Below are 18366 nucleotides of genomic sequence, written 5' to 3'. Positions count from 1 at the left end.
TATTACAAATTGAATAGGTTTTGTGATTTTTAGTCCTTGATAAAAAAAGAGGTGAATCTCTGTGAAAAATGTAAGTATAGACCACATCCTTTGCTGAAAAAGATGGTAAGGGGAGGTCTATTGGGAAGGAAGACTGGTAAAGGCTTTTTTGACTATAAATAAAATAATTCAAGGAGGTAATCGTATGAGATTAAAGGACAAAGTTGCTATTATTACAGGAGCTGCTCAAGGTATAGGAAAGGCAACTGCGATAAAATTTGTTAATGAGGGGGCAAAGGTTGCCATAACTGATATAGGTGTTGATAATTTAAAAAGCACCGTAGCAGAGCTAAAGGCCTTAGGAGGAGAAGTATTATTTTATGAAGCAAACGTATTGAGAAGAGATGAAATTCAAACAGTAGCAGAAGATGTAATAAGTAAATGGGGTAAGATAGACATACTAGTAAATAATGCTGGAATCACGGCGGATAGCCAGTTGTTAAAAATGTCAGAAGAGAACTTTGATAAGGTAATTGCTGTAAATTTAAAAGGTGTCTATACTTGTACACAAATCTTAGCTAAAGTAATGGCAGAACAAGGTAGTGGCGTGATTTTGAGTGCATCTTCAGTAGTAGGTATTTACGGGAATTTTGGTCAAACCAATTATGCTGCTACAAAGTGGGGAGTTATAGGAATGACGAAAACCTGGGCAAAAGAATTGGGAAAAAAAGGAATTAGAGTCAACGCTGTAGCACCAGGGTTTATATTAACTCCTATGGTACAAAAGATGCCAGATAAGGTGCTGGATATGATGAGGGATAAATCGCCACTTAAAGACTTAGGTTTACCAGAAGATGTTGCAAATGCCTATGCATTTCTTGCATCGGAAGAAGCTAGATTTATTACAGGTACTGTGTTAAGCGTAGACGGTGGAGTAGTACTGTAACTAATAGAAAATGATAAGCCTATCAAAGCTCACTTAGATTCTTTAAGTGGGTTTTTTCTCGTCAAAGAGAATTAGATTTAGAAAAGAATAATAAATATGGATTTAATAAACAATAATAGGTGAACTATACCTATTTGAATTTAGAGAGGAAGGAGTTATATGCCAGAAGAACTTAGAGTGAAGGGAAAAAACAATAATGAAAAACCTATACCAAAGGAGCATTATGAGGAGCTGGAGAGATACATAGACAGTTTACCTTCTCTTGAGGGTAGACTGATACAGGTATTGCATCGGGCACAGGATATTTTTGGTTACCTACCAAGGGATGTTCAGCTTTTTATTGCTAGAAGATTAGGTCTGGCGGGTGCTAAAGTAAATGGTGTTGTTACGTTTTATACCTATTTTACGGAAGAGCCAAGGGGAGAATACGTCATTAATATCTGTACAGGCACTGCCTGCTTTGTAAAGGGAGGCAACAAATTGTTAGAGGAATTTGAAAATAAGCTAAAGGTTTCCGTAGGGGATACTACTGAGGATAGGAAGTTTACCCTAAAGGATGTACGGTGTGTAGGGGCCTGTGGACTAGCTCCCCTAGTGGTGATTAATGATAAGGTATACGGACGAGTAAAGCCAGAGGAAGTAGAAGGGATTCTATCTGAGTATCGACAGGAGGTGCTGCAATGAGACAAATTAAATCTCTAGAGGAACTAAAAAAAATTAGAGAAAATGCCAATGAAGGCTTAAACATAAGAAAGGTGGGGGAAGAAGAGAATATAAAATTGAAGGTGGGAATGGCTACCTGTGGAATTGCAGCAGGAGCTAGGGAAACTTTTAACACTCTTTTTCACGAAATTGAAGAAAAAAACCTAACAAATGTTTATTTGGTACAGGTGGGATGTATGGGTTATTGTCATGATGAACCTATTGTACAGGTGAATGTGCCAGGGCAAGCCCCTATTTTGTATGGCAAAGTTGATAAGGAAAAGGCAAAGGAAATTATTGAGAAGCATATAGAAAAGGGAGAACTATTGCAGGATTCAATTATTTCTAAATCCTTTCATAAAGAATAAGCGTTTGGAGGACAAGTATATGAAGCGATATCGATCACATATTCTGGTTTGCGGCGGCACCGCCTGTGAATCTCAAGAAAGTAGAGAAATGATAGGAAAATTTGAAGATGAATTGAAAAAAACTGGTTACTCTGAAGAAGTACAGGTTGTAAAAACCGGTTGTTTCGGTTTTTGTGAAAAGGGACCCATTGTTAAGATTCATCCAGACCATGTTTTTTATGTAGAAGTGAAGCCTGAAGATATTGAAGAAATAGTAAAAGAACACATCATTAAAGGAAGAATCGTTCAAAGATTGCTTTATGAAGAACCTACTCTTGAAAAAAAGATTGAGGAACAGGAGAAAATATCCTTTTATCATAAGCAGCTGCGAATCGCCCTTAGAAACTGTGGCTTCATTAACCCTGAAAACATAGAGGAATACATAGCTGAAAACGGATATTTAGCCCTTGGAAAAGTCTTAACAGAAATGACACCTGAAGAGGTTATTCAGACTGTTAAAGATAGTGGACTCCGAGGAAGAGGTGGAGGAGGTTTTCCTACAGGCTACAAATGGGAGTTGACTTATAGAAACAAAAATGATGTAAAGTTTATTATCTGTAATGCTGATGAAGGAGACCCCGGTGCCTTTATGGATAGAAGCATACTGGAGGGAGATCCCCATAGTGTATTGGAGGCTATGGCTATTGCTGGCTATGCTATTGGTGCAGAAAAAGGTTATATTTATATTCGAGCAGAATATCCTTTGGCTATACAACGGTTAAATATAGCAATAGAGCAGGCGAGGGAATATGGCTTTTTAGGAGAGAAGATATTTAATAGTGACTTCAATTTTGATATTGAGCTAAAGTATGGAGCTGGAGCCTTTGTATGTGGAGAAGAAACAGCCTTGATTAACTCAGTCGAGGGAGGTAGAGGGGAACCAAATGCCAAACCCCCCTTTCCTGCAGAAAGTGGATTGTGGGACAAACCAACCTCTGTCAACAATGTAGAAACCTTTGCTAATATACCTCAGATTATTTTGAAGGGTCCAGCATGGTTTAGTCGTGTTGGAACAGAAGGCAGTAAGGGTACCAAGGTATTTGCATTGGCAGGAAAAGTAAATAATGTAGGATTAGTAGAGGTACCTATGGGAATCACCCTCAGAGAGATTATTTATGATATCGGCGGAGGGATTCGAGATAATAAGAAATTTAAGGCAGTACAAACCGGGGGGCCATCAGGAGGATGTATTCCTGAGGAGTATTTAGACACCCATATTGATTATGAAACTTTAAAAGAAATAGGGTCTATGATGGGTTCAGGCGGCATGATTGTCATGGATGAAGATAACTGTATGGTAAACATATCAAAGTTTTATTTAGAATTCACAGAAGATGAATCCTGCGGTAAATGTACGCCTTGTAGAATTGGGAATAAACGACTACATGAAATTCTAACAAGGATTACCAATGGTAGAGGAACAGAGGAGGATTTGGAAAATCTAAAGAGCTTAGGGGAAATGGTAAAGGAAAGCTCTCTTTGCGGATTAGGACAAAGCTCTCCTAATCCTGTATTAAGCACAATGAAATACTTTGCAGAAGAGTATCATGAACACGTTGTCAATAAAAAATGTCCAGCGGGAGTATGCTCTATGGGTAAGAAAAAAGCAACAACTATTCCTAAAAAGTAAATAATTGAATAAAGGTGGTGTTAACTTGAAGGAAACTGTAAAAGTAACCATTAATGATAAGGAAGTAGAGGTTCCTAGAGAATATACAATTTTAAATGCAGCAGTAGAGGCAGGCATAAAAATTCCTACTCTATGCCATTTGGATTTACATGACTTAAAAATGGTAAATCGTACTGCCTCCTGTAGGGTATGCATGGTAGAGGTGGAGCAAAGACCGAATCTTGCACCGGCCTGTGCCACACCAGTCAATGATGGTATGGTAATTCGTACTGACTCATTAAGGGCTATACGAGCTAGAAGAATGGCAGTAGAGCTACTGCTTTCCAATCATCCAACCGACTGCCTTATATGTCAAAGAAACCTAAGGTGTGAGCTTCAGGCCCTTGCAAAGGAGCTAAATGTTAGGGAAATCAAATATACAGGAAAACGCAATAAATACCATTTAGATACATCTAGTCAGGCGGTAATCAAAAACCAAGATAAATGCATTCTATGTCGTCGCTGTGAAACTGCCTGTAATGAAATACAAACCTGTGGGATTTTATCCGCATTAAATAGAGGCTTTGATACAATCGTAGGACCTGCCTTCAATTTGCCTATGGCAGAAACCTCCTGCACCTATTGTGGACAATGTGTAGCCGTATGTCCAACGGCTGCCTTAACAGAAGTATTTCATACCCATAAAGTATGGGAGGAATTACATAAGCCTGATAAATATGTAGTAGTACAGGTTGCTCCAGCCATACGAGTGGCTTTAGGAGAGCTTTTTGGTATGGAGCCAGGAACCATAGTAACAGGAAAACTGGCTGCGGCATTGAGACGAATGGGATTTGACCAAGTTTATGATACAGAGTTTGGTGCCGATGTTACCATTATGGAGGAGGCAAAGGAACTCATTCACCGATTAGAAAATGGTGGAAGATTACCTATGCTCACCAGCTGTTGTCCTGCGTGGGTAAGCTTTATTGAACATCAATTTCCTGACATGGTCGACGTGCCTTCTACCTGCAAATCCCCTCATATTATGTTTGGTACAATAGCAAAAACCTATTTAGCTGAAAAAATGGGGATAGACCCTAAAAAAATGGTGGTGGTTTCTGTTATGCCCTGTGTTACTAAAAAAGCAGAGGCAGCTAGGACAGAGCTTAGTATTGATGATAATGACAATGTAGATATTGTTATTACCACAAGAGAATTGGGAGATATGTTGAAGGAAGCAGGAATAGATTTTGACAAGCTGCCAGATGAGGACTTTGACCATCCATTAGGAGAATCAACAGGAGCGGCTACCATTTTTGGTACCACTGGTGGTGTGATTGAAGCAGCTATGCGAACCGCTTATGAATGGATTACAGGAGAAACATTAGAAAAAGTAGATTTTAAACAATTAAGAGGTATGAAGGGCATTAGAGAAGCTACTGTAGATTTAAAGGGACAAGAAATAAAGATCGGTATTGCTCACGGTTTAGGCAATGCACGGCAGATGCTAGAGGATATCAGAAATGGCAAATCTGAATTCCATGCGATCGAAATTATGGCATGTCCAGGAGGTTGCATTGGTGGTGGTGGACAACCCTATCATTATGGCAATGATGAAATCGTAAAAAAACGGCAGGAGGCTATTTATAAAGAGGATGAAAGAAAATCCATCAGAAAGTCCCATGAGAACCCTGAGGTGATTAAGCTTTATGAAGAATATCTAGGAGAGCCTTATTATGGCGAAAGAGCCCATAATTTGCTCCATACAAAGTTTGAGGCAAAGGAAAGAATATAATATAAGAAACGATAAAAGGAGCTGTCTTTTTAAATGATTAATAAAATCATGTAGAGAAAGCTCCTTTTAATAAGTGCCCGTCTGTATATATATTAATTTAGGGTACAGACTTTAAGGTTTGCTTCAGTCTCATAATGGATTTTTTAAATCCATTATGCCACAGATGAGCGCATCTAACTCCCTGAAACCATTGTCTTCTTCATAAGTAATGGATTGTGTTTTCATGATACCCAGGATTGCTTGTATCTCAATAAACAAGTTAATAACGCTTTCTTTTTGAATCTCGTGGGATTTTAGAGTTAAGTCAAGATGATTCAAGTATTCAAGTAATCTCTTGATTGAAATTTTTAATTGATAAATATTTAGGGAATCAAGATTTTGTCTGTTTTTTACCATCTCATTTATTTTTTCTTTTTGGGCTTCAATTTCAAAAAGTATATTCATATTTGCGTTTTCCATTTCAAATACGCTTTCTTCTTTTTTAAATTCAAATAATTTCGTATTTTTATCTGATGAAAGAACTTTCTCCTCAGGAGGATCGATGGAGTTACTAAGTATTTGTATAGTAGATCCCATTTCTTTTGTCACAAATAATATACTTGCAATACCTATAAATGCCATTGCAATAACTCCGAAAAAAATAGTATCTGCCATATCTTTGACGCCTTTATTCAAATTGTTTTGTTCAATAACACCCACAATTTTCCATCCCGTAACCATATTGGTTGTAAAAGTAATGTAATAACTTCCAACTTTATTATCAATATAAAAGTTCCCTGATTTTTTCTCATACAAACTATTCTTAAGGTCATTGGTAAAAAGAGACTTTAAGTTTATATTTTCATGGGAATCTATCACGAAAAAATATTCACTGTTATCTCTTGAAATAATAAGCAAATGTCCTTCATTGAATTCTTGGAAATAGTTTATTTTTTTTGATACGTCGTCAAGATAAAGATCAATTGCCATAACGCCTTTAAAGTTGTTTTCCCGGTCTCTGACTTCCTTTGAAAACGTAATAATATTTTTTTTTGTAGTTGTATCAATATAAGGTTCTGTCCAAGCAATTGTTCCTTCTGATTTTATGGCGTTAATATACCACGGTCTTTCTTCAGCAATCCATCCGATATTTGATAATTCTTCTGAGGTATCTGGCCAAGAGACAAATTGGTTTGTCCTACCGATTTTTTTCTTTGGTGCAAAGTAAGCATAAGCAGTAGAGGCGTAGGACTCTTGAAAAGCCTTAAAAAGCTCTAGTGTAGATTCGTAATATTTCTCAGGATGATCTGATACATATTGTACCATTTCATTTTTTGAAAACATTTCGATAGCGTTTTCGAAGGAGGATAGAAACTCTGCAATGTATAAATTATGCTGCTCTACAGAATTGTCAAATGATTTTGCATATTGGTTTATAAATATTTTACTAGAGTTTGTTATATAGAAATTTATTAAAAAAATAATTATGACAAAAAAAAGAATAAATTTTGTTGTTAACCTGTTCATGAAAACACCTCTTGAAAGAATTTAATAACAATATTTTATCATATTCTAAAGTTTTTCACCTTCATAAATTTTCGAAAGATTATGGATTGTAGAAGCAATTTATCTAATCCGATAGGGCGTTGTATTTTGGTAGCCTATTGAAAATATTTATTTTTGACCGTAAAAAGTATATAATGAATCTATCAATTTTTAGCAAAGGGAGATATCCTATATGAAGCTCAAGCTTAAAAGAAAAATTGCAGTGCCTATACTAGTTTTGATGATCATGCCTACCATGATTTTGAGTATCCTATTTTTTAATAATATGCAAAAAAATTCTTATGAAAATGCGAATCAAAACATTGAAAATTCTTTTAATGCTATCTCTGTAGCAATATCTCAGACAAATGATGAATTCTATTCTAGACAGATTCTTTTTAGCTCTCTTTCTGCATTAAGCAACTTCGGAATTGTGGTATATGAAGGAAACGAAGTGGTCTATGAGAAAATAGAGGGATTGAATTTAGATGTTGATAAAATTCATAGCGATTACGTAGAAAGCAGAAGATATGAAATTAAGAGAAGGACCTATGAGAATTTAAATATCTCAGTTTATATAATTATTGACAAATTTCAACTCTTTTTGAAGGTTCTAAACGTCAATAAACCTTATCTCATATTAATAGCTGTTTCAATAATCATTTCCTTAAAAACTATACTTTTCATGATAGAAAATTTTTCAAAACCGATAGGAATATTTTTGGAAGGCTATAATAATATCATATCCGGTAATTTTCAACGTGATATAAACATAAAAAGGGAAGATGAGCTTGGACTTTTGGGGCAAGCTTTTAATGAAATGAAGAATCAGATCTCTATTCGCACCAATAGATTTCTTCAGATGAAAAGATTTAATGAAGATATATTAAGAAGTATATCAACGGGTATTATAACTGCGGACATGCACGGGAAAATAAAAAATTATAACGATGGGGCTGCACAGATTATCGATAGGGTAATGGGTTTAAACGAAAAAAACCCCCAGATCATAAAAAAACTTATGCTTCAACTTAATGAAACAACTAAAAGAGTGGAAACTATCAATCGAGTTCAACATTTTTATGAAAGTGACAAAAAAGAGTCAATCTATCTTGACATTACGACTTCTTTAATGAAAGACGTTTCGGGGGAATATATTGGTGTCCTATGTAGTTTAAGTGACATCACAAGCAGAAAAAAAATTGAAGAAAGTGTTGAAAGAATAAATCGACTGACATCACTGGGACAGCTAACAGCAGCTCTGGCCCATGAAATCAGAAATCCTCTTTCAGGAATTAAAATGAGTGCACAAATATTAAATAAAAGACTTATGGAGCATGTCAAACCACGGGAACAAAATCTTTTTCAAGCGATTATTGGAGAAATTGAGCGACTGGATATATTGATTACGGATCTTTTGAATTTCTCAAAGCCAAGAATTCCAAAGCTTCAAATTGTAAATGTAGTGAATATACTTGAAAAATCACTTCTTTTTTCTGATACAAAGGCAGAGGAAAAAGAAGCAGAGATTAGTGTTACGTATAACATAGAGGATAGAAGCGTTTATTTTGATAAAGGGCAGCTTTCACAGATTTTTCTTAACATCATTTCTAATGCATTAAATGCCATTGATGTGGGAGGGGCTTTGAAAATAACAGTGGATAGTTCAAAGGGGAAGGAAGATAAATTTATACTTGTCCTATTTGAAGATAACGGATGTGGAATCAAGAGAGAAAACTTAGATAAAATATTCGATCCTTTTTTTACAACAGGAGAAAGTGGAACGGGATTAGGACTTTCTGTGGTGCATAAATTGATTGTGTCAAATCATGGAGACATTGAAGTGCAAAGTAGGGAAGGCATCGGAACAATCATCAAAACTTATTTGCCAAAATATAGGGGGAATGTCAATGAAAACAAAAATTCTTGTGATTGATGATGAAGAAATCATGCGACTAACGCTTGAAGAAGGATTCCTTGACCTAGGGTATCATGTGGAGACTGCGCAGAATGGTATAGATGGAATAGAAAAATTGAAATCCTTCAGACCTGATGTGATTTTATTAGATATGAAGCTTAAAGGAGAAGACGGACTTCAAGTTGCCGAAAAAATTAAGGAAATAGATGAATATGTGGCAATCATTATTATGACAGCATATGGAGATATTAAGACTGCCATCAAAGCAATAAAGCTGGGAGCAATAGACTATATAAAAAAACCTCTGGATATTGAAGAAATTGAAGTTACCATCTCTAAGGCTATTGCCAGTCAGCATATGAAGAAAAAGCTTATGCTTTATGAAGAAAAGGAACTAAGAGAAGGGAATGTTTTTATAAGTAAAGATCCAATTATGGAAGAGACCATAAAAAAAATGAATATATTGGCTGAAAATGATTCTGTCACAGTACTTATTAGAGGAGAAACGGGAACCGGAAAAGAAGTTGTTGCCAACTATATACACAAAAACTGTTCTAGAAAAGATTCTGTTATGCTCAGTATTAACTGTGCAGCAATACCTGGACAGCTCCTTGAAAGTGAACTTTTTGGATTTGAAAAAAATGCTTTTAGTGGTGCAAATGCCAGAAAAAAAGGACTTTTAGAGCTGGCCCATGGTGGTACCCTGTTCCTTGATGAACTAGGGGAAATACCTCTTGACATACAGGCTAAGCTTTTGAGATTTCTTGAAACCAGGAAATTCAAGCGGATAGGAGGACTTGAAGAGATTGAAGTAGATATAAGAATCATAGCTGCTACCAACAATAATCTTGAAGAAGCCGTAGATAAAAAAGAGTTTAGGGAAGATTTCTATTATAGGCTCAATGTAGTTCCCATATGTATTCCTTCTTTGAAGGAAAGAAAGCTTGATATTGAAGAACTCTCAGAATATTTTCTTCATGTTTATTGCACAAAATTCAAAAAGAAATTCAGAGGATTTACAAAAGAAGCCATAGAGAAAATGATAGACTACGATTGGCCTGGAAATGTTAGAGAACTTAAAAATATTATGGAGAGAATCGTTATCTTAAATGATGGAGATCTCATTGAGGTAGAGTACCTTCCCAACGAGATGCAGAAACGAGGTTGTAAGCCCAAAAATATTGAAGCATTGTCCCAAAAAGAAGGCGGTATAGAAGAAGGTTTTTCGTTGGAAAAGGCAGTAAGGGAGTTAGAAAAGCTTTGGATTTTAAAGGCTCTCAACCAGTCAAAGGGCAATTTTAGTCATGCGGCAAAACTACTTGGCATTTCAAGACATGCATTAAACAGAAGAATGGAAAAGTATATGAAAGACTACTAGAGGATGTTCTATGAAGATTAAAAATTGATGTATATTGATGTATTATGTAGAAAAAAAGTGCTCGATGTCGAACTGTGCGTTTGAAATCGAGCACTTTTAATGCTCGATTTCGAACATATCTATAGGATAGGTGGATAAACCCCTCTATTTTGCCAGTGTGTTTCAAAAATTTAAGTTGGCATTAGTTTTGCTATATATTTATATGCTTATAAAATCAAAATAGAGGAGAGGTGTTATGTAATGGAATCTATACTAAAAAATGCCATCGAAAACAATAAAAAATGGACAGAGTTTGGACAAGTAGCATCCTACATTCCAGAGCTTGCTAAAGGAAACAGCGAGGCTCTCGGTGCGTGTATTTTTGATACCAATTGCAATATGATATTGGGAGGTGATTATGATACAAGATTCACCATTCAAAGTGTATCTAAAGTAGCAATTCTCATATGTGCCCTTATTGATAAGGGAAAGAAAACGGTTTTCTCAAAGGTTGGTATGGAACCTTCCACAGATCCCTTTAATTCCTTAGCAAAGTTGGAAACCAGAGAATCGCATAAACCATTGAATCCTTTTATCAACGCAGGGGCAATCGTTTGCACATCTTTAGCGTCGGGAGATAATGGCATTGAAAAGTTTAATAGAATTCACAATATGATAAAAAGGATGACAAATAATGATGAAATTGAAGTAAATCATTCAGTTTATCGTTCTGAAAAGCTTACTGGAAATACCAACAGGGCAATTGCGTACTATCTTAAGGGAGCAAATATTATTGAAAAGGACGTTGAAGATGTATTGGATACCTATTTCAAGTTATGTTCAATAGAGATGGTGGTGGAGGATGTAGCAAAGATGGCATGTGTAATCGCAAATGATGGTATAGCACCGTGGTCTAATGAACAAATCATACCTAAAGAAGTGAATGGAATTGTCAAAGCGATCATGATAACTTGTGGATTATACGATTCATCTGGGGAATTTTCTGTTAATGTGGGTACTCCAGCAAAGAGCGGTGTAGGAGGATGTATTATGGCTGTTGCACCAAATAATATGGGGATAGCAGTTGTGGGTCCTGCCCTTGACATGCATGGAAACAGCATTGCAGGAAAAAAAGTTTTGGAAGAACTTTCTCAACAGCTTAATTTAAGCATGTTTTAATTATATCTGGACAGTCAAAAGTGCTATAGTAAAATATTGATATTTCAATGTTTTTTTATGATGTAATTCCCAACAAAGCAAAGTATATTAAACTTTAAAAAGGAGTGTTGAAAACATGTATGAAATTTTTATTAACAATTTAAACAATTGGCTGTATACCTATATTTTGATAGTATTATTAATAGGAACTGGTATATATTTTACAGTTAAGACAAAATTTGTTCAATTTAGATTACTGAAAGAATCTCTAAAAGTAGTAACGGAAGAAAAAGAAGACGAGGGTTCTATTTCTTCCTTTGAAGCATTAATGGTTTCTACAGCATCACGTGTAGGTGTAGGTAATATAGCTGGAGTATCAACTGCCATAACAATGGGAGGTCCAGGAGCAGTATTTTGGATGTGGGTTATAGCTTTATTAGGAAGTGCAACTGCTTTCATAGAAAGTACACTTGCTCAAGTGTATAAAGTTAGAGATAAAGATGGTAGTTCATTTGGTGGACCTGCATACTATATAGAAACTGCTTTAAAAAGTAGAACATTAGGGGTTTTATTTGCTACTATGTTGATACTAACTTATATGGGTGGATTTAACATGGTTGCATCCTTTAATATAGCTTCAGCATTTGAGGGGTATAATTTTTATACAGATTCTACACCGATGATAGTGGGGATTATATTGGCAATTGTTGTAGCATTATGTATATTTGGTGGAGGAAAAAGAGTAAGTAAAATTACTGGGATAATAGTTCCTATTATGGCTATATCTTATATATTAGTATCTTTAGTAATAGTATTTTCAAACTTAAACTTAGTACCAAAGATGTTTTCAGATATATTTAGTAATGCATTTGATTTAAAAGCTGCTTTTGGTGGTTTTACAGGTTCGGCTATAATGTACGGAATTAAACGTGGTCTATATTCTAATGAAGCTGGTGTAGGTTCAGCCCCTAATGCAGCTGCAGCTGCAAGCGTTTCTCATCCGGTAAAACAAGGTCTTGTTCAAATGTTATCTGTTTTCATAGATACTATGGTATTATGTAGTGCAACAGCATTTATGCTTTTAGCTTCAGGCATAGCACCAGATCCATCCCTTAGAGGAGTTCCATATGTACAATTGGCAATAGCTACAAAATTTGGAGATTTTGGTATATGGTTTATTACATTTGCACTATTTTGTTTTGCATTTACTTCTATCTTAGGTAATTTTTATTATGCAGAAGCAAATCTTAAATATTTAAACAAAACAACACCAGAAAAAAACACGCTTTTAATATTTAGAATAATAGCAGTTATAATAGTATTTTTTGGAGCACAACTTAATTTTGCAGTAGCTTGGGATACAGCAGATGTACTAATGGGAGCTATGGCTCTTATAAATATTCCTATAATAGTAGTTTTAGGAAATATTTCTATTAAATGTCTTGATGATTATACAAAACAAAAATCAGAAGGAAAAAACCCTGTATTTAAAGTTGAAACTATAGGAATTAAAGAAAAAGTAGATTTTTGGAACGAATTATATAAGGAAAATAAAGTTTAAATTTAAAACTTTATTTCTTTACATAAAATGACTATAAATTATGGTTCAATGATAAATCTTGTGGTATCAAGCACACCTATCCTATAAATGAATAATTTACAGGAAAAATTTTCACATGCTTGGGAACCTTCATTTTCTTATCTTGTATAAGTTTTTCTAATAATGATTTTGTTGATGCAAAGACTAATTAGTTTAACCTGATAAAAGATATTTGCGCTTCAACAGCATACGAAATATTGATGTTGTTGCGTGGGTTTACCACTTTATATAGTAGTACTTGCTAAGGTCAAGGGATTTTATCAGGTCAATCTAATTATAGAAATCTAAATACTTAGACTTTCTCTATGCACCTTAAAAACCTGAAAGGAAGTCAGGCTTTAAGAACATAAAAATTTGTACTTAACCCTAACTTCCCAATTTCTACTATTGCGATAGCCATAGGCTCTACGTTTAATATTCTTAACCTTATGGTTATTGCGTTCGGTAGTGCCGTTGGATATAGGATAATCGTAATAATGTAAGATGTACTCCATCCCATTATCCAGAGTCTTTACATGAAAATAAATTATCGCTATTCCTTGAAATCCAATTAAATTTTGGATAATACTATAATTGATATTCATCCTATACACTTCCTGATTTGATTGTGTTGGCGCATTTAATAATACAGGGTGGATCGGATTTTTTGCACCCTTTTTGTCATTAATATGGCAATGAAATTTATGGGAATATTATTGTTTTACATAATTCATGGTTGAACCTAAATTATTTTATCAAAAGGGGAGAGGATTTTATATGTATCCAAAGGTAAAGATAGATGCTAAAAAGTTAAAAAATAATATAAATACATTAAAGACTTTATGTAAAGAAAGAAATATAGAAATTACAGGGGTAACAAAGGTATTTTCAGGAGATAATAATATAGCTAAAATATTAGTTGATGGGGGTTTAAATAAATTAGCCGACTCAAGGATTGAAAACTTAAAAAATCTAAAGGATCTAAAGTCGGAGAAATGGTTAATAAGACCTCCGATGAAGACAGAAATAGATGAACTAATAGAATATGCAGATGCATCCTTGAATTCAGAATTAGAAACAATAGAGGAAATAGATAAAAAAGCTAGAAAAGAAGATAAAGTCCACAAGATAATATTAATGGCGGATTTAGGTGATATAAGGGAAGGGTATGTAGACTATGAGGAACTAATAGAAGTGGCTATAAAAGTTGAAGAGATGAAAAATGTACATCTATATGGAATAGGTGTAAATCTAACTTGTTTTTCCTTTATTCAATACAGTAGTGAGAAATTAGAGAAGCTAGTTAATATAGCTGAAAAAATAGAAAAAAGGATCAATAGAAAACTCGAGATAATAAGCGGTGGAAACTCAGCTGCCATAGATTTAATGTTAAGAAATGAAATACCTAATAGGATAAATAATTTAAGACTAGGGGAATCTATATTATTTGGAAAGGAAAGATCTAAATATAAATACCTAGAAAATACCAATAAAGACGTATTCATATTAGAAGCTGAAATAATAGAGATTAAAAATAAACCTTCTATGCCTTGGGGAGAAATTGGAGTAGATTCCTACGGAAACAAACCTGAATTTAGTGATATTGGAATCAGAAAAAAGGCTATTTGCGCCTTGGGAAAACAAGATTTTGACGTGGAAACATCTAGACTAATAGATGAAGACATAAAAATACTAGGAGCCAGTTCGGATCATTTTATTTTAGACATAACTGATAGTAATAAAAAATATGAATTAGGAGATATAATAGAAATAGAATTAGGTTATTTCTCCACAATGAGAGCATTTACATCTAAATATGTGAAAAAACATAATCAATTATAAAGTCTTTTGAAGGAAGAAGTTCCTTTGGGAGACTTTTTCTTTATTCAAAAGTGGATTCTTGCCATTGTTAATTGAAAAACACACCCTATTTATGAATGTAATGTCAAAGGGACGGAGTTGGTGACAACCTTTGATCATAGATGTGAGGAAAGATAAGTGTCAAAGGATAAAAGGGAGGAACTGTTGACAACCCATTATTTAAGCAACTTAGCTCATTGATGATAAATCTCCTTGTTATGGGCCGAAACAGTCGGCTACAATTATACAACAGCAAGAGAGCCAACGAAAGCAACATTGCTGGAGGTCAAAGAAATACAATATCTGCATAATGCCCGGGAGAAAGACAGGCAGGAAAGAAAACAGAGTAACAACAGAGAACTACCTATGGGAAGAATTAAGGCTGCTGGCGGTATATGACAACAATGACAATCTAAAAATCCGCTTTACATATGCCGATACACCAAATCCCATAAACATGGAAGAGGAGGGAAAGCATTGATATAGGAGCAGTGGTTTTTCTCTTTGCTATTTAGTTTTTTGACTATTTGATTATCTAATAGCTTTTGGACTGATGATAGTTTTTTTCTATTGGAATCTATGGTTTCCTATCCTATATACTATAGGGGAAGATGATTAAAAAATTAACAGGAGGAATTAAGAACATGGAAAAAAGTGTATCTGTAGAGTCTATTCGTCAACAAGCGGAGGGTTATTTTCAAAGAGGAGAGTTCTTCTGTTCTGAGGCGGTTGTCCATACAATCAATGAATTACTAGGCTGGCCATATCCAGAGGAGGTTGTGAAACTGGCTTCTGCTTTTCCTATTGGGTTAGGTAAATCTGGATGTCTTTGCGGAGCCGTCAGTGGTGGTGCTATGGCATTAGGTATGGCTTATGGGAGAAAGCATGGAGACCCTATGAATGAAAAAATGTTTCCGGTTTCTGCAGCATTGCATAATCATATAAAAGAGATGTATAAAAGCACCTGTTGTCGTGTTCTTGTAAAGGGATATGACTTTACCAGTACTGAAAGAAAAGCCCATTGTGTACAAATAACAGGTGAAGTAGCTGCGTGGGTTGCTGAAAGATTGCTGGAAGACCCAGAGATTGCAGAAAAAATTGAAATGGCTGAAAAGTAGAGAGGTGGATTATGAATAGCATAATAAAAAAAGTACCTATACCTATGGCAGGGTTAATGTTAGCTCTAGCAGCAGCAGGGAATCTAGTGCTATCCTATGGAAGTTTATATAGAAATATCTTTGGAATTGTATCTGCTGCTTTAATGGGTTTACTTGTCATGAAAGTGGTAACAATGCCCAAATCATTAGGGGAAGGATTTGAAAATCCTGTTATAGCAAGCGTGATGCCTACATTTTCTATGGGATTAATGATTTTGGCCACTTATGTAAAACCATATATACCAGCAGTAGCTTATGGGGTATGGCTTTTAGGTTTAATTATGCATGTGATCTTGATAATTTATTTCACTAAGAAATATATATTGAATTTTAATATGAAAAAGGTTTTTCCAAGCTACTTTGTCGTCTACGTTGGAATTGTTTCTGGAAGCGTAACTGCACCAGCGTTTGATTTAGCCCACTGGGGTCAGTATATCTTCTGGTTTGGATTTATTGGTTATCTAATACTATTACCCATAATAATGTATAGGGTTTTTGTTATAAAAGAAATGCAGGAACAAACAATACCAACACTTACAATCTTTGCAGCACCAGCTAGTCTATGTTTAGCTGGATATTTAAATTCCTTCCAAGAAAAAAACATAACGATTGTAGGTTTTCTGGGTGCACTATCATTAATTATGTTTATTGCGGTGATGGTGTGTATTCCTAAAATGTTAAAGTTGAAATTTTATCCTAGCTATTCAGCTTTTACCTTCCCCTTTGTAATTACTGCTATTGCAATAAAAGGAACTAATGCTTTTTTAGCTAACATAGGAAGCGGAATACCTTCCTTAGTATATTTTGTAAAGTTTCTAGAATTGTGGGGAGTTGGGATGGCGCTTTATGTATTAATCAGATATATAAACTTTATTATTTCAAGTCCAGAAACTGGTGTTACAACAAACAAAAAACCTACCTTTTCCAACTAATTTGCTCATGATAAAAGCTATAACCTCTCCTATTGCAGAGAAGCTATAGCTTTTATCATGTGAATTCACATTACTCATCAACTAATCATTTCTTCAATCTCATAAGTAGTTAACTTATCAGCTACAATGAAATTACATTTCTGAATTTTTGCTTTTGTAGAAGCTAAACTTGCAAGATTTATGAGATCTCTTACGATGGTTGTGTTTATATTACGGGGACGCTCAAGTAATCTTCTACCGCCTGAAATGCCAGCAGCTAATGTTATTTTTAGTCCGTTGGTAAATGTATGATTACCTACAGCATGAATTAATTTTTCTGCAAGTAAAATACAGTCATCCAAAAAATAAGGGGTAAGTATTAAAAATTCATCACCAGCATAACGGCATAAGTAGGTATCCTTTGGTATTTCTTTTAGTAACAGGCTGGAAAGCTCCTGCAATATATTGTCGCCTATTATATGTCCATGGTCTTTATCGATCAAGCCAAACTTGTTGATATCTAGGAAAATAAAAGATATTTCTTTGCTTTGGCGAATTAATTTATTTGATAAATAATATATGTAATTACTTTTATATAAACCTGTTAAGGCATCAATGTGTTTACTTAATGTTATATCTACTTGAGATTCAGTTAGAATCCCTGTAATTTTGTCACCTTCTGTAACAAATAATGCTTCTACATCTGTATTGACGAACTTTTCCTTTGCAGTCCAAATAAAATCATCATAAGAAATAGTAGAGAATTCACTTGACATGACATCAGCGACAATTCTATTCGGGTGTGCAACCATTAGATGTTTATGGGTTAGAACTCCAACTAAATTATTATCTTCAATGACAGGAAAATAATATTGGTTTTTCTTTAACGCTATATCTTTTACCTTAAGAACACCATCTAAAGGATGAAGAAATATTGGATTATTTGTTGAAATTTCAATAACTTTTTCTATCATAAATCTATTGATTTGCTAACTTGAAGGGTGATACCTATTTGAGCCTTGACAATCATAGTTTCGTTAGCAATACATCCTCCTTCTTCTAAAATTAATGAAACTAATTTCTCTTGAGGAAGCATAGTCAACAATGGTTTTCTAATGACAATAGCCTCAATAATTGGATGGTCTACTCTAATAATCACATATTGATCCGGTGAAAGAATATCAACCATTCTACGGGCTGCTTCTGGTCCAATCGGTGCTTGCTTTCCAATAATTAATGCATCTTGCATTGGAGGCATTTCAAATTCAGAAATTTTCATAACTATTTCAGCTTTCTTTCTATCGCCAATTGTTCTGTTTATCAAGCAAATCTCCTCCCTTAAAAAACATTTTATCATAGCATTTGTGATACTGTCTATTTGTATTAGCGAAATTTGTGGAAAAAAGTTGTAATAATTGAAAAATAATGAAAAAAATCAATCATCTACTTTTTTTTATCTCATAG

At 34.5% G+C, this 18366-nt stretch carries 17 protein-coding genes and 1 pseudogene; 14 read left to right on the top strand and 4 right to left on the bottom strand.

The features are described 5' to 3' along the window. Nucleotides 1-72: 72 nt before the first annotated feature. The 6 genes and pseudogenes from CHB72_RS17955 to CHB72_RS17930 form a co-directional block, all read left to right on the top strand. Nucleotides 73-162, top strand: a pseudogene (locus CHB72_RS17955) (3-hydroxyacyl-CoA dehydrogenase family protein); the annotation flags it as partial. 22 nt (nucleotides 163-184) lie between these two features. Next, nucleotides 185-925, top strand: a complete 741-nt coding sequence (gene fabG / locus CHB72_RS17950; protein WP_089284257.1) for a 3-oxoacyl-ACP reductase FabG — start codon at nucleotides 185-187, stop codon at nucleotides 923-925. Nucleotides 926-1084: 159 nt separating this feature from the next. Then, entirely contained in the window at nucleotides 1085-1609 is a 525-nt protein-coding gene (locus CHB72_RS17945) for an NADH-quinone oxidoreductase subunit NuoE family protein (protein ID WP_089284256.1), read from the top strand. Further along, nucleotides 1606-1995 (top strand): (2Fe-2S) ferredoxin domain-containing protein, encoded by a 390-nt coding sequence (locus tag CHB72_RS17940; RefSeq protein ID WP_089284255.1) that lies wholly within the window; start codon nucleotides 1606-1608, stop codon nucleotides 1993-1995. The genes CHB72_RS17945 and CHB72_RS17940 overlap by 4 nt, the downstream gene beginning before the upstream one ends. A 19-nt stretch (nucleotides 1996-2014) precedes the next feature. Beyond that, the gene (locus CHB72_RS17935) at nucleotides 2015-3664 is read left to right on the top strand and encodes a NuoF family protein (protein WP_089284254.1); all 1650 of its coding nucleotides are present in this window, start codon (nucleotides 2015-2017) and stop codon (nucleotides 3662-3664) included. A gap of 25 nt (nucleotides 3665-3689) precedes the next feature. Further along, nucleotides 3690-5438, top strand: a complete 1749-nt coding sequence (locus tag CHB72_RS17930; RefSeq protein ID WP_089284253.1) for an NADH-dependent [FeFe] hydrogenase, group A6 — start codon at nucleotides 3690-3692, stop codon at nucleotides 5436-5438. A 129-nt stretch (nucleotides 5439-5567) separates the two neighbouring features. On the opposite strand, the gene CHB72_RS17925 is transcribed toward CHB72_RS17930, so the two are convergent. Next, nucleotides 5568-6944, bottom strand: a complete 1377-nt coding sequence (locus tag CHB72_RS17925) for a cache domain-containing protein (RefSeq protein ID WP_089284252.1) — start codon at nucleotides 6942-6944, stop codon at nucleotides 5568-5570. Between the two features lie 211 nt (nucleotides 6945-7155). On the opposite strand from CHB72_RS17925, the gene CHB72_RS17920 reads away from it, so the two are divergent. From CHB72_RS17920 to CHB72_RS17905, 4 genes are all read left to right on the top strand, one after another. Further along, a complete protein-coding gene (locus tag CHB72_RS17920; protein WP_089284251.1) occupies nucleotides 7156-8898 on the top strand; it encodes a sensor histidine kinase in 1743 nt (580 codons plus the stop codon). Continuing rightward, nucleotides 8873-10258, top strand: a complete 1386-nt coding sequence (locus CHB72_RS17915; RefSeq protein ID WP_176431455.1) for a sigma-54-dependent transcriptional regulator — start codon at nucleotides 8873-8875, stop codon at nucleotides 10256-10258. The genes CHB72_RS17920 and CHB72_RS17915 overlap by 26 nt, the downstream gene beginning before the upstream one ends. Before the next feature lie 240 nt (nucleotides 10259-10498). Continuing rightward, a complete protein-coding gene (gene glsA, locus CHB72_RS17910; protein ID WP_089284249.1) occupies nucleotides 10499-11416 on the top strand; it encodes a glutaminase A in 918 nt (305 codons plus the stop codon). 115 nt (nucleotides 11417-11531) lie between these two features. Then, a complete protein-coding gene (locus tag CHB72_RS17905) occupies nucleotides 11532-12956 on the top strand; it encodes an alanine/glycine:cation symporter family protein (protein ID WP_089284248.1) in 1425 nt (474 codons plus the stop codon). A gap of 377 nt (nucleotides 12957-13333) precedes the next feature. On the opposite strand, the gene CHB72_RS28325 is transcribed toward CHB72_RS17905, so the two are convergent. After that, entirely contained in the window at nucleotides 13334-13579 is a 246-nt protein-coding gene (locus CHB72_RS28325; RefSeq protein WP_089284247.1) for a transposase, read from the bottom strand. Between the two features lie 172 nt (nucleotides 13580-13751). Between CHB72_RS28325 and CHB72_RS17895 the strand changes: the two genes are divergently transcribed. The 4 genes from CHB72_RS17895 to CHB72_RS17885 all read left to right on the top strand — a co-directional run bounded on the left by CHB72_RS17895 (nucleotide 13752) and on the right by CHB72_RS17885 (nucleotide 16923). Next, nucleotides 13752-14816, top strand: coding sequence for an alanine/ornithine racemase family PLP-dependent enzyme (locus CHB72_RS17895; RefSeq protein WP_089284246.1), 1065 nt, complete (start codon nucleotides 13752-13754; stop codon nucleotides 14814-14816). A gap of 231 nt (nucleotides 14817-15047) precedes the next feature. After that, on the top strand, nucleotides 15048-15233 hold the full coding sequence (locus tag CHB72_RS26710; protein ID WP_176431453.1) for a hypothetical protein: 186 nt from the start codon (nucleotides 15048-15050) through the stop codon (nucleotides 15231-15233). Nucleotides 15234-15478: 245 nt separating this feature from the next. Continuing rightward, the gene (locus CHB72_RS17890) at nucleotides 15479-15952 is read left to right on the top strand and encodes a C-GCAxxG-C-C family protein (protein ID WP_089284245.1); all 474 of its coding nucleotides are present in this window, start codon (nucleotides 15479-15481) and stop codon (nucleotides 15950-15952) included. An 11-nt stretch (nucleotides 15953-15963) separates the two neighbouring features. After that, nucleotides 15964-16923: a TDT family transporter gene (locus CHB72_RS17885; RefSeq protein ID WP_089284244.1), complete on the top strand. Its 960-nt coding sequence runs from the start codon at nucleotides 15964-15966 to the stop codon at nucleotides 16921-16923. A 77-nt stretch (nucleotides 16924-17000) separates the two neighbouring features. Here the strand turns inward: CHB72_RS17885 and CHB72_RS17880 are convergent, their stop codons facing one another. Both CHB72_RS17880 and CHB72_RS17875 read right to left on the bottom strand, forming a co-directional pair. Next, nucleotides 17001-17876: a GGDEF domain-containing protein gene (locus tag CHB72_RS17880; RefSeq protein ID WP_089284243.1), complete on the bottom strand. Its 876-nt coding sequence runs from the start codon at nucleotides 17874-17876 to the stop codon at nucleotides 17001-17003. Further along, a complete protein-coding gene (locus CHB72_RS17875; protein WP_330397083.1) occupies nucleotides 17873-18226 on the bottom strand; it encodes a hypothetical protein in 354 nt (117 codons plus the stop codon). Before CHB72_RS17875 ends, CHB72_RS17880 begins: the two co-directional genes overlap by 4 nt. Between the last annotated feature and the right edge of the window lie 140 nt (nucleotides 18227-18366).

Origin of the sequence: Anaerovirgula multivorans, assembly GCF_900188145.1 — a bacterium.
GTDB lineage: Bacteria > Bacillota > Clostridia > Peptostreptococcales > Natronincolaceae > Anaerovirgula > Anaerovirgula multivorans.
Note: the sequence above shows the minus strand (reverse complement) of the source record. Positions and strands in the feature narration are given on the sequence as shown.